Origin of the sequence: Kushneria indalinina DSM 14324, from assembly GCF_003385845.1 — a bacterium.
Taxonomy (GTDB): domain Bacteria; phylum Pseudomonadota; class Gammaproteobacteria; order Pseudomonadales; family Halomonadaceae; genus Kushneria; species Kushneria indalinina.
The window spans coordinates 1-14,096 of sequence record NZ_QRDJ01000010.1; the positions used below are offsets into that span (position 1 = coordinate 1).

The 14,096-nt window shown below is 59.6% G+C and carries 11 protein-coding genes; 6 read left to right on the plus strand and 5 right to left on the minus strand.

Features of this window, described 5'->3' with window-relative positions; translation table 11 throughout:
• The 3 genes from C8D72_RS15885 to fabV all read right to left on the minus strand — a co-directional run.
• Positions 1-3,313, minus strand: a 3,313-nt coding sequence (locus C8D72_RS15885; RefSeq protein WP_147301556.1) for a retention module-containing protein, incomplete at its 3' end; no start/stop codon positions are given.
• A gap of 286 nt (positions 3,314-3,599) precedes the next feature.
• Positions 3,600-4,274, minus strand: a complete 675-nt coding sequence (locus C8D72_RS15890) for a DUF2959 domain-containing protein (protein WP_115855448.1) — start codon at positions 4,272-4,274, stop codon at positions 3,600-3,602.
• Positions 4,275-4,282: 8 nt separating this feature from the next.
• Positions 4,283-5,482, minus strand: a complete 1,200-nt coding sequence (gene fabV / locus C8D72_RS15895; protein ID WP_115855449.1) for an enoyl-ACP reductase FabV — start codon at positions 5,480-5,482, stop codon at positions 4,283-4,285.
• 240 nt (positions 5,483-5,722) lie between these two features.
• Here fabV and C8D72_RS15900 point away from each other — a divergent pair, with 240 nt between their 5' ends.
• A complete protein-coding gene (locus C8D72_RS15900; RefSeq protein WP_115855450.1) occupies positions 5,723-6,118 on the plus strand; it encodes a DUF7079 family protein in 396 nt (131 codons plus the stop codon).
• Positions 6,119-6,197: 79 nt separating this feature from the next.
• Here the strand turns inward: C8D72_RS15900 and C8D72_RS15905 are convergent, their stop codons facing one another.
• On the minus strand, positions 6,198-8,672 hold the full coding sequence (locus tag C8D72_RS15905) for a mechanosensitive ion channel domain-containing protein (protein WP_245955303.1): 2,475 nt from the start codon (positions 8,670-8,672) through the stop codon (positions 6,198-6,200).
• 261 nt (positions 8,673-8,933) lie between these two features.
• Between C8D72_RS15905 and C8D72_RS15910 the strand changes: the two genes are divergently transcribed.
• The 3 genes from C8D72_RS15910 (at position 8,934) to dgcA (ending at position 11,952) form a co-directional block, all read left to right on the plus strand.
• Complete coding sequence (locus C8D72_RS15910) at positions 8,934-9,830, plus strand: LysR family transcriptional regulator (protein ID WP_115855451.1); 897 nt, start codon at positions 8,934-8,936, stop codon at positions 9,828-9,830.
• A gap of 110 nt (positions 9,831-9,940) precedes the next feature.
• Positions 9,941-10,975, plus strand: a complete 1,035-nt coding sequence (dgcN, locus tag C8D72_RS15915) for an N-acetyltransferase DgcN (RefSeq protein WP_115855452.1) — start codon at positions 9,941-9,943, stop codon at positions 10,973-10,975.
• Entirely contained in the window at positions 10,972-11,952 is a 981-nt protein-coding gene (gene dgcA, locus C8D72_RS15920; protein ID WP_245955304.1) for an N-acetyl-D-Glu racemase DgcA, read from the plus strand. Before dgcN ends, dgcA begins: the two co-directional genes overlap by 4 nt.
• Positions 11,953-11,985: 33 nt before the next feature.
• Here dgcA and C8D72_RS15925 read toward each other — a convergent pair whose 3' ends face one another.
• Positions 11,986-12,480 carry an NUDIX hydrolase gene (locus tag C8D72_RS15925; protein ID WP_115855516.1) on the minus strand — a complete coding sequence of 165 codons (495 nt, stop codon included), beginning with the start codon at positions 12,478-12,480 and terminating at the stop codon, positions 11,986-11,988.
• Between the two features lie 651 nt (positions 12,481-13,131).
• Between C8D72_RS15925 and C8D72_RS15930 the strand changes: the two genes are divergently transcribed.
• Positions 13,132-13,476 (plus strand): ElaB/YgaM/YqjD family protein, encoded by a 345-nt coding sequence (locus C8D72_RS15930; protein WP_115855454.1) that lies wholly within the window; start codon positions 13,132-13,134, stop codon positions 13,474-13,476.
• Positions 13,477-13,667: 191 nt separating this feature from the next.
• Positions 13,668-14,081, plus strand: a complete 414-nt coding sequence (locus C8D72_RS15935; protein WP_115855455.1) for a universal stress protein — start codon at positions 13,668-13,670, stop codon at positions 14,079-14,081.
• The last annotated feature ends 15 nt before the right edge of the window (positions 14,082-14,096 follow it).

Below are 14,096 nucleotides of genomic sequence, written 5' to 3' on the forward strand. Positions count from 1 at the left end.
CATTGACGATATTGTCGCCGGCGATGGTGTCGAGCTGGATAACCAGTTCCGGCGAAGTGATATCTACGCCGTAGTCACGACTGGTCTCGGCACTGTCGGTATTACCCGCGGCATCGGTATGGGTCACGGATGCCGACACGCTATTGGCACCGGCAGCAGCGAGAATCGAGCCCGGCACCGCCACGCTGAACGCGCCGTTCTGCTCCACAACCGTTGAATAGTTCTGCCCACCGATCGAGACGGTAACGGTATCACCGGGTGCGGCGTCGCCACCGGCACGACCGGTGATGGTCACAGCCTGCGCGGCTTCCGCGGCGTTGATGACGTCATCACCCGCAATGGTATCCAGCGAGATCGTGACAACAGGCAGATCGGTGCTGACCGAATAATTGACGGCGGTATTGGCCGAGCCGGTATTGCCCGCCGCGTCGGTATGACTAACGTCGACACGAATTGAATCACTCTGTGCCAGCTGGCTGCCCGGCACGTTAATCGAGAAGGTGCCGTCACCGTTTACCGCGCCGGTGTACGTCTGCTCGCCGACCGTCAGGGTGACGATGTCGCCTGCGGCAAACTCGCCGCTGACCGAACCCGTCACCGGAATGGTCTGACCGGCCTCATTGGCGTTGACGATGTTGTCGCCAGCAATGGTATAGAGCTGGATGGTGAGTTCCGGCGGCGTGGTGTCGACGCCATAGTCGCGAGCGGTATCGGCGCTGCCGGTATTACCGGCCGCATCCGTGTGACTGACCGACGCCGAGACGCTGTTGGCACCGGCAGCAGCGAGAATCGAGCCTGGCACGGCGACGCTGAACGCGCCGTTCTGACCCACAACCGTGGTGTAGTTCTGACCACCGGCCGAGACGGTGACGGCATCACCGGGTGCGGCATCGCCACCGGCGCGACCGGTGATGGTCACATCCTGCGCGGTTTCCGCCGCATTGATCACATCGTCACCCGCGATCGACTCCAGCGAGATCGACACCACGGGCAGATCAGTGCTGACCGAATAGCTGACTGCGGTATTGGCCGAGCCGGTATTGCCCGCCGCGTCGGTATGGCTGACGGCGGCACGAATTGAATCACCCGAGGCCAGCTGGCTGCCAGGCACGTTGATCGAGAAGGTGCCGTCACCGTTTACCGAACCGGTGTACGTCTGCTCGCCGACCGTCAGGGTGACGATGTCACCCGCGGCGAACTCGCCGCTGACCGAACCGGTGACCGGAATGGTCTGACCGGTCTCATTGGCGTTGACGATGTTGTCGCCGGCAATGGTATCGAGCTGGATGGTGAGTTCCGGCGGCGTGGTATCGACCGCATAGTCACGACTGGTCTCGGCGCTGCCGATGTTGCCGGCGGCGTCGGTATGGGTCACGGATGCCGACACGCCATTGGCGCCAGCCTCAGTCAGTACCGAGCCCGGCACGGCCACGCTGAACGCGCCGTTCTGGCCGACGGTCGTTGAGTAGCTCTGCCCACCGATTGAGACGTTAACGGTATCACCGGGCGCGGCGTCACCACCGGCACGACCGGTGATGATTACATCCTGCGCGGCTTCCGCAGCGTTGATGACGTCATTGCCCGCAATGGTATCCAGCGAGATCGTGACGACGGGAATGGTTGTATCAACTGAATAGCTGACTGCAGTGTTGGCCGAGCCCGTATTGCCCGCGGCATCGGTGTGGCTGACGTCGGCACGAATCGCGCCACTCTGCGCCAGCTGACTGCCGGGCACGTTGATCGAGAAGGTGCCATCAGCATTCACCGCACCGGTATAGCTCTGATCACCGACCGTCAGCGTAACGATATCGCCGGCCGCAAACTCGCCGCCGACCGAACCGGTCACCGGAATATCGCGACCCGCTTCCTCGGCGTTAACGATATTGTCGCCGGCAATGGTGTCGAGCTGGATGGCCAGTTCCGGCGGCACGGTATCGACCGCGTAGTCACGGCTGCTGGTGGCACTGCCAACGTTACCTGCATCATCGCGATGGGAGACAGCCGCCGTCACCGCACCTGACTGCGACAGCACTGACCCGGGTACGGTAATCGAAAAGGTGCCGTCCGTGCCGACTGCTGTTGTGTAGCTCTGCGATCCGATCGAAATCGTTACGGGGTCGCCGGCAAGGACGTCCCCGCCTGCGCGACCGGTAATATCCACATCGCGTGCAGTTTCGGCTGCATTGATGACGTCGTCACCCGCGATGGTATCCAGCGAAATTGAAACGAGCGGTGCTTCAAGACGCGTCGTATAAGCATGGGTCGTTGTTGCCGTGCTGACCCCGTTGGCATGGGCATGACTGATGGTGGCAATAATTGTGTCACTGCCGACCAGAATGCCTCCCGGTACAGCAATGCCAAAGGACAGGGCGTCATCCACAAGCGTCATGTAGGCATGATCACCGAGGGTGATGGTCACCATGTCACCTGCAGCCGCGTCACCGCCGGCAATACCACCGATGATAATGCTGCTGCGCATCTCATCGGCGTTGATGATGTCGTCTTCTGCAACGGTATTCAGGGTAATCGTGACGAGAGGCGTGGCCGTGCTGACATTATCGACCGGAACTACCGGCGCAGCGGTGATGTCTTCGTTATCTGAATCAGCTGGTACGGTCGTGCCATCGCCTGCATTCGGATTGGTCGGCGTGGTGGTACCGGGACTGCTCGGTATGGTCGTACTGCCGCCGTCGGTCGGATCAGCCGGGGGGGGCGTGCCGCCACCGCTGGGTGGCGTCGTCGGTGTGGCTATGCTGCCGCCGGTGTTTGGATCGGTCGGTGCAGTCGTGCCGTTACCGGTGTTCGGATCGATCGGCGCCAACGCGTCGGTATTGTCCGCAAAGCCTGAAAATGTGGAGGTGGTCAGCGTGTCAGGATTCGAGAACCCGGCGCTATAGCGATATTCGGTCTGTTGCTCTCGACCACTGCGATTGACATCAAAGGGCTGAGAAAAACCACCATCCCCGGCAGGACTACCGCCACCGGCATCCTGCCCGGCACCGGCTGCCGGTGCCTGCTGTATCTCTGTAGGGTCCTGCCCTGCAGCAATGGCGGCCTGTAACGCAGCGATATCGGGATCAACGTCTGCCGGCGGCTGGACGACCACAAGTTCCGGAACGTCATCCGTATTGATAAAGGTGACCGGCTGGCCGGCACTCAGGCTTAAAACGGTGCCATCAGCCAGAATGATACGGCCGCCGTCGGCTGCCATCAGCACTGCATTTTCCGGTAATGCCATCCCCTGAACTACCGGTTTACGTGGATCCAGCAGCAGCACAACACCATCAACACGCGCAACCGTATAAGCAGCCATAACGTCCGTCCCCTATCCCGCCGTAATGCTGAAATGGTTCAGCCCAAGCGAATATACAGTGCCTGCCACTTGCTTCTAATCATCTAGGAGTAATCATTTTTTATGTCAATTCTGGCAATTAACTAAACCTTGCTCATCCAAAGCAGCTTGAAATTAACACTGGTTAGTTTTCATCAAAGAAAACCGCTTTTCAGCCTGACCATGGCCAGAATTGTTTTACAAAAAAAGGCAGCCCGAGAGGGCTGCCTTTTAAGCAAGACACTTTTAAGCGAAAAAAGAAGAGCAATCAGTCGCTCGCTTCCATGCCATCGATAAAGCGATTGGAGCGTTCGATGGAAGCCTGCATTTCGCGCCTGAGCGTGGCAATCTGCGTTTCAAGCTGGCTGACTTCGCCCTTGAGCGCACCGATCGCTCGCGCGTTGAGGTTATGTTTGAGAAACAATACGTTGTCATGCATGGCCGTCAGCACCGGTGGCATGGTGTCTTCGGCGCGGTGCATGGCATCGAGCATCTCGCTGTAGCGCTGACGCGTCTGCTCAAGCTCGCGCTCGCTCTGACGCCGGTAGGACTCGTTCTGATATTGATCCAGCTCGCCTTCCCATTCCCGGAAAAGCGCCTGTGCCACACTTTCGATGGCATCGATGCGCTGACTAACCCGTTCGGCAGCCGCCTGGCTGCGTGAATAGTCGGACTCAAGCGCCGCATGGGCACGGGACAGCTCGCTTTCAGGCACCGTCACCACGCTTTGATAGCGCTCGAGCGCCGAGGAGAACTGCTCATCGGCGTCCTGCTGGGCATCACGCGCGGCAATGACGCGGTCCGACAGGATATCGCGCTTGTGGACGCCCGCCTGCTCCATGACGTCATAGTAGGCACTCTGGCAGCCAGACAGCATCAGCGATGCCAGCAGCACGGCGCCGGGCGCCCATGCCGTACAACGTAGGTGTCGCAATCGCGCCATGATGGTCCTCAGAGCTGTACCACGTCGAAATCGACCTTCGGGTTCACATCGGCGTCATAGTCGACATCGTCTCGGTCAAAGCCGAACAGTTTGAGAAACTCGTGCTTGTAGCCGGCATAGTCGGTCAGCTCAAAGACGTTATCGCTGGTCACCTGCGGCCACAGTGCCTTGCACTCATCCTGCACGTCATCGCGCAATTCACGATCGTCCAGACGCATGCGACCAGCGTCGTCCAGTGCCGGCGGCTGGCTGACCGTCAGATGTTCGTGGAACAGACGGTTGAGCTGATCGATCGTGCCCTCATGCAGGTTTTTCTCCTTCATGATGCGATAGGCCATCGAGATATACAGAGGCATGACCGGAATGGCGGCACTGGCCTGGGTGACCACGGACTTGAGCACGGCCACGTTGGCATGTCCGCCCTTCTCGCTCAGACGCGTGTCGAGTGCCTGGGCGGCGCGGTCCAGATCTTCCTTGGCCTTGCCCAGCGAGCCGTGCCAGTAGATCGGCCAGGTAATCTCGGTGCCGATGTAGCTGAATGCCACCGTGCTGGCGCCTTCGCCCAGCACGCCGGCCTGATCGAGCGCCTCGATCCAGAGTTCCCAGTCTTCACCGCCCATGACGCGAATGGTGTTGTCGATCTCTTCCTGGGAGGCAGGCTCGACCGAAGCTTCGATGATCTGGTCCTTGTTGGTATCCAGCGCCGTGGCCCGGTAGGTCTCACCGATCGGCTTGAGGGCCGATTTAACCACGTCGCCGCTGTCGGGCAGCTTGCGTACCGGCGAGGCCAGCGAGTACACGACCAGATCGATCTGTCCGCCCATCTCGTTTTTGATCATGTCGATGGCCTGATCGCGCGTTGCATGCGCGAAGGCGTCACCGTTGATCGACCGGCTGTAGAGGCCCTCAGCGCTTGCCAGCTTGTCGAAGGCAGCTGCGTTGTACCAGCCTGCCGAGCCCGGACGGGTTTCGGTCCCCGGCTTTTCATAAAACACGCCCAGCGTATCGGCCCCACACCCAAAGGCAGCAGTGATCCGCGCCGACAGGCCATAACCAGTGGAAGCGCCAATGACCAGTACCCTTTTGGGGCCATTGTCGATGGTGCCACGCGAGCGCGTGATGTCGATCTGTTCGCGCACGTTCTGCTCGCAGCCGACCGGGTGGGTTGTCGTACAGATAAAACCACGGACCTTGGGATGGATAACCACACTCACCTCTCTTGCCAGAAATATAAACGGATGGCAGTTCAACCGATGAAATGCCACCTGGAAAACGCTGCGCCAATGATGGCCGGCTGTCGGATGCCCGGCGATACTCAAAATTGAGTCATGGCGGCCTGGCGCGTATTTTACCGGGTACGGGCGCAGGTGTCCGCACAAGCCGGGGGCAATGTCTCTCAACCGCTTCAATATTGCAGGGTGAAAACGGTGTCATCTTCTCATGACAACATGAATGACCCCCAACGTCTGCTCGATCATCGTCGTGATCTCTGGATGGCGCTGGCCCCGCTGTGGCTGGATCGCGAACCCGGCGAGCGTGACTACGCGCACATGGCGGATGTCATCGAACAATATGATTTCACCACGGCCGAGCTCGAGCGCATCTACCGTGTCGAGATGTCGCCGGTGCTGGCGCGCCATCAGGTTTCGCTGGCCGGTGAGTGGCGAGCGTTTGATGAAGATCGCCTGCTTCGCCAGCTGACCTTTCATGTCTGGAAACTGACCCGGTGGCGGCGCGGATTCTGGATGCTGTTCTCCGGGCTGACCACCATGATGACCCGCCACCGCTACAACATGCTCATGGATGTCGTTCTCACCCGACGCAGCACGCCCCCCGACAAGTAATCTGCGCCTATAAGGATCGACACTCATAAAAAAGGGGCATCCACTGGATGCCCCTTTCATTGATGGCAATGACGACAGGTTAACGATCCACGTCGTTGCCGCCGTCGCCTTCGTCGTTATCCTCATCGGGCAGCTTTTCGTTCTCCTGCAGGCGATTGCGCTCTGCCTGCCCGGTCGACATGGCCTTGGCCCCGGCGCCCTTTGTGGGCGTCTGACCTGCGGCACCGGCCTGACCTTCCTCCACCACATACTCGTCGAGGACATGAACGTTGGCCGGTGGTGCCCCGCCGTTCTTGTCCTGACCGAAGTAGAGCGTGGTATGCGGATACGGGATCTCGATACCGGCCGCATCGAAGTGCTTTTTGACCAGACGATTGAACTCACGCCCGATGCCCCACTGCGTACCGGGCTTGGTCTTGATCATGATGCGGATATTGACCGAACTGTCGCCCAGCGACACCACGCCCGGCACGGCCATGTCATCGATGATGTTAATCGCCTGATCCGGGTTATCGCGCAGCTCGGCAAAGGCCTGATGGAGGTGATGGATGGCATCGTCCACATTTTCGCGATAGGCGATACCGTACTCACCCACGTGGTAGGCAAAGTCACGCATGTAGTTGGAGACCGTATCCACCGAGGAGAAGGGAATCACATGGTAGGTCCCATCCAGTGCCCGCAACCCTACCGAGCGAATGGTGATTTTCTCGGCCGTACCGGTCAGACCGGCCACGCCCACGACATCGCCGGTATTCATGGCATTTTCAAGCTGAATGAACACGCCGGTAATGATGTCCTGCACCAGCTTCTGGGCACCAAAACCGATGGCCAGACCGAGGACACCGGCACCGGCAATCAACGGCCCGATATTGATACCGATCTGTGACAGCACGATCAGTAGCGTCATGGTCACGATCAGGATCAGGATCGCATTGCGAAACAGCGACAGCAGCGTCTGCTCGCGGGGGCTTGGCGCGGATGCTGCACTCAGACGATGCTCAATGAAGCTGGCGACCACCGTCCAGATCAGCGTCGCGATAAAGAGAATGATGGCGACATGCACAATCATGCCGATGGTTTCAGCGCCGCTTTCAGACGCCAACCAGCCCGGCAGATCAAAGGCGTGCCAGGCATCCAGCACCGTCAGCACCACAAAGATGCCCAGCAGAATGCGCAGGCCTCTCAGCGCCTTGGGCACGTAGGAATTGACGCGCTCTTCCAGCATCGGCAGACGTTCGCGCAGGCCATCGGAGAGATGAATGCGGCGTGCCAGGGCAATGGTGAGCAGCGAGGAAAGCAGAATACCGACACCAACAGCCAGCAGGGTCTGCACGGTGGCGCGCGCCATGAACGGCAACGCCTGGGCCGGCTGCAGCTGACTTACCACCAGCAGCACGGTGAAATAGGCCAGCGCAAACAGGTGCCAGGTGCGCCCCAGAATGCGCAGCAGCGTGCTGAAAAACGCAAAGCTGGTTTCTTCTGCCCGCCCATTAAGATTGTCACGCAGTATCGTGCGATTTTTCAGCACGACCCGTACGGCATAGATATAGACGCCGATCATGATGATCAGGCTGACCATCTGCCCGGCGGCCGGCGACAGCATGACGTTGATCATGGGGACTGCCACCATCAGTCCGTAGCCGGTAATGCCGACCACACGCGCCAGCCAGCGATTCCAGTACGAGGCGGTCTCGCTGGACATCGCAAAAAGACGCAGCGAATCGTAGCGCGTGGAAAAGACCATCCGGATCAGTGCCTTGACGATCTCGACGATGACAAAGGCGTTGATGAACAGCGATTCGGCGCGGCCGACTTCCCCGGTTTCACCGGCAAAGAAGAGGCTGACCACGTAGCCCACGGCACCGGCGAGCAGAATCACGACGACATCAATCAAAAGCGCCCCGAGAACAGCACTCCAGCGTCTGAGCAGGGCGCCTGCGGCCTGCTTTTGTTCCCTTTCGTCGAGCGCCTGCTGAACGTCTTCGCCTTCACTGACCTCTATCGGCGGCGCCGAGGAAGGTGCCGGCTGACTGGCGACCCAGGTATCGATGCGGCGGTAAACGCGTGCCACCAGCGCCCGGAAGGCATAAAAGGCAACCACCGTCGAAACAACGGCAATACCAAAGGCCAGCAGAATACCGCCCCAGAGCGACCAGGGCAGTCCAAGCCCTTCACCATCCCCGGCACTGCGGAAGGCCGCGATGGCATCGGTCACGTCCTCGGCAACGCCCTGAGCGAAATTTTGCGTCATTTCTGCAATGCGCCCACCCAGGGACTGCTCCTGAACCGGCGTACCGGCCGCTGTTCCTACGCCCTCGGACGCTTCGGACGCGGCCAGATCGCCCTGCGCAATACCGCGCAGCTGCGAGATCATTTCGTTACGCGTCTGCTCGTTCTCAAGCAGATCTGCCAGCGCCGCATAAGAGGTTTGCTCGGAAGATTGCGAAGATTCCGCCCCACTCTGGGGCTCTGCAATTGCGGCTACCGATATCGTGCTTAGCAAGAGCACCATCAGGGGTAGCCGAAGCCAGTAAAACAGCCTCTGTGAAGCCACGTGTATTCTCCATGGTCAGATCAGATAGGTACCGTCGGGCTCGAAAACCCCTTCGCGGCGCACAAGCTTTCATAACCTGGTACAAAAGGCCAGTGCTTTCAAAACGCTGACGAGAGTCTATCGTCCTGACATGTCGGCGACCAGTACTGCCTGGCGTCTTCCCGACAGGGGCATTCTCCTGGCCCGGTAGACCGGCGGCGTAATGCACGAGCGCCTGACAGCGGGCATCATGGACGACTCCGTTGCCACCATGGCCTCATCATGAAACTGCGCCACATCGAAGTCTTTCATGCGCTGATCCGCTGCGGCAGCGTCAGCGCGGCTGCCCGCCGGCTCAACGTCTCCCAGCCCAATGTGACGCGAACGCTCGCCCATGCCGAGACGACGCTGGGCGTTCGCTTGTTCGAACGTCATCCGCGCGGACTGACCCCGACGCCGGAAGCGCTCAGGCTGTGGCCGGCCATCGAGGCGGCCGTCAAACAGCTTGATGTCCTGGACCAACTGGGCCGCCAGCTGCGTCATGGCGTCGACCAGCATCTGCGTCTGGGGGCATCCCACGCGCCCGGGCATCTGGTCATGCCGGGGGCATTGATCGCCCTTCAGCAAATGCTGCCGGCGCTGGAGATCGAGCTGGTCACCTCGCACTTTTCCACCCTGTGCGAGGAGCTTTTGGCCCACCGGCTGGATATGGCGCTGGCGTTTGAGCAGCCGGCACCCGAAGGCATCGAATGCGAGCACCTGATGCGCGCGCCCATGCAGGCACTGCTGCCGGCGCAAATGCCGGCACCCGCCTGTGTGACGCTTGAGTGGCTCAACGCCCACGGCCTGATCCTGATGCCGGAAGAGGACCCGCTGGGCGCCCTGCTGAATCAGGCGCTCGAGGCCGAAGGGCTGATGCCAACGGCGCGTCTGCGGGTCAAGACCTATAGCGTGATTGCCGAACTGGTCATCGCCGGCGGCGGAACAGGCATCGTCGACCCCTTTACCGCCGAGCGCTACCGAGACCGGCTACAGGTCCTGCCCCTTGCCCCGGCGCTTGACATGAACGTGGCGCTTTTGAAGGCGCGACACGTTCCTCAGCCCCACTGCGCGCATCAACTGCGCACCCTGCTGATCGAGCAGCTCGCCATCCATGCACGACGCTGGCAAAGTGCCTGAAAGGCTGTGACATACGTTTTTGTTATACCGAGGCGACAAAACAGCATTCGAAGCTATGGCGTTTTTCGTCGACACTGCATGAATGTCCAAGCATTCGTTCGGAGTCCCTGATGACGACCCAGCCTTACCGCCCTGCCGAGATCGTTTCACCCTATCTGCTGTTTCTGGGAGATATCGAAGACAGTGTCTCGGCCAAGATGGCCCGCGCAGTGGTCATCTGGCGCCCCGAAAAGGCCGTGGGCCAGCTGCGTATGACCGAAAGTACGGTCAGCGTCGGCATCGAGGATTTAAGCATTGAAGACGCGATGGCCCGCGGTGCGCGCACCCTGGTGATCGGCGTGGCCAATTCCGGCGGCAAGCTGCCGGCGCACTGGCGCGATGTCATCTGTCAGGCCATTGAACACGGCATGGATGTCGCCAGCGGCATGCATCAGCGCCTTGACGCCATCGAGGGGGTGGCCGAGCTGGCGCGCGAACACGGTGTCACGCTCCATGATATTCGCCACAGCCATCCGCCGCTGGAGGTAGGCTCGGGCGAACCCCGCAGCGGCAAGCGGGTATTGACCGTGGGCACGGACTGCTCGCTGGGCAAGATGTTCAGCTCACTGGCCCTGCAGCGCGGGCTTGAGGAAGCCGGATTCAAGACGCGCTTTCGCGCGACCGGACAGTGCGGGGTACTGGTGGCCGGTGAAGGTGTGGCCATCGATGCCGTCATTGCCGATTTCATCTCGGGTGCGGTGGAGTGGCTGAGCCCGGCCGGTGCAGACGATCAGTGGGATATCATTGAAGGCCAGGGCTCGCTGTTTCACCCCGCCTACGCCGGCGTCAGCCTTGGCCTTTTACATGGCGCCCAGCCGGACTATCTGGTGATGTGCCATGAACTGGGCCGACCGCACATGCGCCATCTGCCCAACCGACCAATGCCGGAGATGGCAGCCTGCATCGAGGCCAATCTGGCGGCGGCCCGCATTACCAATCCCGATGTGCAGCTGGCCGGGTTTTCCGTCAATACTTCCCGGGTCGATGAAGCGACCGCCCGACGTGACCTCGAGGCCCTGAGTCAGCAGTTCGGTGTGCCCGCCACCGACCCCATCCGCTTCGGCATCGAACCGCTGGTTGAAGCCTTCAAGAAAGGAGCCGCATGATGCGTACCCTCAAGCGCTATGCCCAGACCTGGCCGCTGAATCGTCCCTTCGTGATCGCCCGCGGCGCCAGCACCTCGATCGACGTTATCCGTGTCGAGCTCCATCAGGAGGGGCACGTCGGTACGGGAGAAAGCAAGCCCACGCCGCGTTACGGGCATAGCGTGGAGTCGGTACTGGCCGATATCGACGAAGTGTCGCTGGAGATCGAACAGGGCATCGACCGCAAGGCGCTGCTCGAGCGACTGCCGGCCGGTCCGGCACGCAACGCGCTGGACTGCGCCCTGTGGTCTCTGGAATGCGCGCTGGAAGGCACCACACCGACAGCGCGCCTGGGGCCACCGGTGGGACGCGAAATTATCACAGCACATACCATTTCGATTGCAACGCCCGAAGAGATGGCCAAAGCGGCCCGCCAGGAACTGGCTCAGGGTGCACGTCTTTTGAAGATCAAGCTCAACGATGAACAGGTCGTCGAGCGGGTTCGCGCCGTAAGGGAGGCAGCCCCGAACGTGCGCATTATCATTGATGCCAATGAAGCCTGGGCACCACAGAACGTGGAAGATTACTGCCGGGAACTGGCGGCGCTTGATGTCGAGATGATCGAACAGCCCCTGCCTGCCGGAGAGGACGCCGTGCTGGCCGAATTTGACCACCCGCTGCCGCTTTGTGCCGATGAAAGCTGCCATACCCGCAAGGATGTCGCCCTGCTGAGCGACCGCTATGACATGATCAACATCAAGCTCGACAAGAGCGGCGGATTGACGGAGGCCCTGGCGATGGCGGATGCCGCACATGAGCAGGGCATGGCCATCATGGTGGGTTGTATGCTGGGCACCTCCGTGGCCATGCGCGCTGCGCTGCCGGTCGCCGCACGGGCGTCCATTGTCGATCTGGACGGACCAATCTGGCTGTCAGAGGATGATGTCCCGGCACTGGACTACCGCGATGGCTGGGTCAGGGAGACGCACGACAGCTGAAGATCTGAAGGGCCTGCCTTCGCGCAGGTCTTTCTATACAAATCCGCGGGCCACCAGAGTCTTTAATGCCTGATGCGAGTCGGGAGTGGCATCCTCAATGGCAAGCGCCTCCTCCAGCGTCAGCCACTCGATATCCGCCACTTCACTGGTCTGAAGCCTGATGGGCTCGTTACGATAGCGCGCCAGAAACACGCTGCCGAAGGCATTCATGCCCTCTTTAAAATGAAGGGTCAGACAGGGCATTAACGTCAGGGACAGCCCCAGTTCCTCCTGCAGCTCCCGACGTGCAGCGCGTGCCATGGTTTCACCGGCATCCACCACCCCGCCGGCACAGAGATCACGATAGCCCGGAAAGATGTCCTTCCAGAGCGTGCGACGCTGCACACAAATCCTGTCGTGCTGGTCGAGTACAAAAATGTAGACAGCGCGATGCCACATCTGCAGGCGGCGCATATCACATCGACGTGCACTTCCTACGGGCCGATTAAAGGTATCCACGATCTGAACACGTACGTGTGAGGATCCCATGGCGGCGTTCTCCAAAAAGAAAGCGAACAATCTTACGCCTGCCCGCCGCTCATTCGAAGTCCGGCATTCAGTAGAGGCAAAAATCGCGCATAAAAAAAGCTTCGATCAACGAAGCCCGCCGGAGTAGCCATCATGGAAAAGTGATATCACGACAGGAAAAAATGAGGGTTAGCGGGAAATGGCATCGTTGGCAGATCCCTCTTCACAGCATCAGGCGCCATCCATGGCGACTTGGACCACTTTCCTTCCTGGAAAATCCTGCTACCTGACCGTCTGAAAGCTTCCTGCCTTCTGATCTGCATCCCTGCAGCGTAAGGATGGTAACACCGGTAGAACTGTTGTCCATATTTTTTTGGATAAAAATGCTTTTTTTATTTTTAAAACCCATAAAACACTAAAAAAACCCATTTTATTTTGCAGTTATTGTACAAGGAATGACAGTCAGATTTCACTAACATGAAGCCCAGGTTAAGTGTTTTGATCTGAACTACGCTTGGGTACAGTGTCCAATCAGGTAGCGCAGGTTATGGGAATCGCCCACTGGCGCTGCATGAACCGGGCAGACACCACCGTTTTCAGACACATATACCGAGCAGGTTCTGTTTGGTATCGACCTGAAACAAGCCTGACCACGTCAATGGAGGACATCAGATGGGCATTTTTTCATCCAGTGAAAGTCGTACGCGTCGTCGTATCAAGGACTACGAAAAGGAACTGAACAAGCGAGGCGCACGCGCACTGGCGCGTTATGAAGACGAGCTTGATTCAGCAGGTGACAAGGTACGTAACCGTCTCAAGGGTGCCGGCGACCAGCTTGGTCAGCGCTGGCATCAGGCTCGTGATCGGGTAGAAGATGAAGGACATCGTGCCTGGGAACTGACTGAAGAAGGCGCACGTGACCTTGATCGACATGTGCATGAAAACGCCTGGAGCTACATTGGCGCAGGCGCTGCCATCGGCGTGGTCGCCGGTCTTTTGCTGGGCCGTCGCTTCTGATCCAGCGCGTTCCCTGTACGCCCGTATCCTTTTGGTGCGGGCGTTTTAGTATCTGCCCTTCTCATCCCTGCACCCGCTTGTGATCAGGCAATGGGCATGAGGGCAGCCACCCGCTGACAGTCGCAACTTCAGTTTTATACTTGCGAGGTTCATGATTGCAGCGACATGCCACAGACAACAGGAGGCCACTAATGTATCGCACAATTCTCGTACCACTGGATGGATCCGGGAATGCCAACAAGGCACTTGATATCGCCGCCCACCTGGCGCGTGCCAACAAGGCCAGACTCTATCTACTGCATGTTCCGGCCATCGATGAAGAAAACGGCGCCTCTCCTGAGACCACAACGGTTTCACGCGATGACGCTGCCATGCAGCTTGTCCAGACAGCGCTTGAGACCATCGACCCATCGGATCTTGATACCAGCATTATCGTTCGTGAGGGGCAGCCTGCCGAAATGATCGAGCGTGAAGCACACCGTCTGGATGCCGATGCGATCGTCATGGGATACAGGGGGCTTGGCAGGACATCGGACATCGCGGGTGGCAGCGTCTCCCGTACGGTCAATCAACACGCTGCCTGCCGTGTCATCACGGTCAGATAGTGAATCATCGCCTGC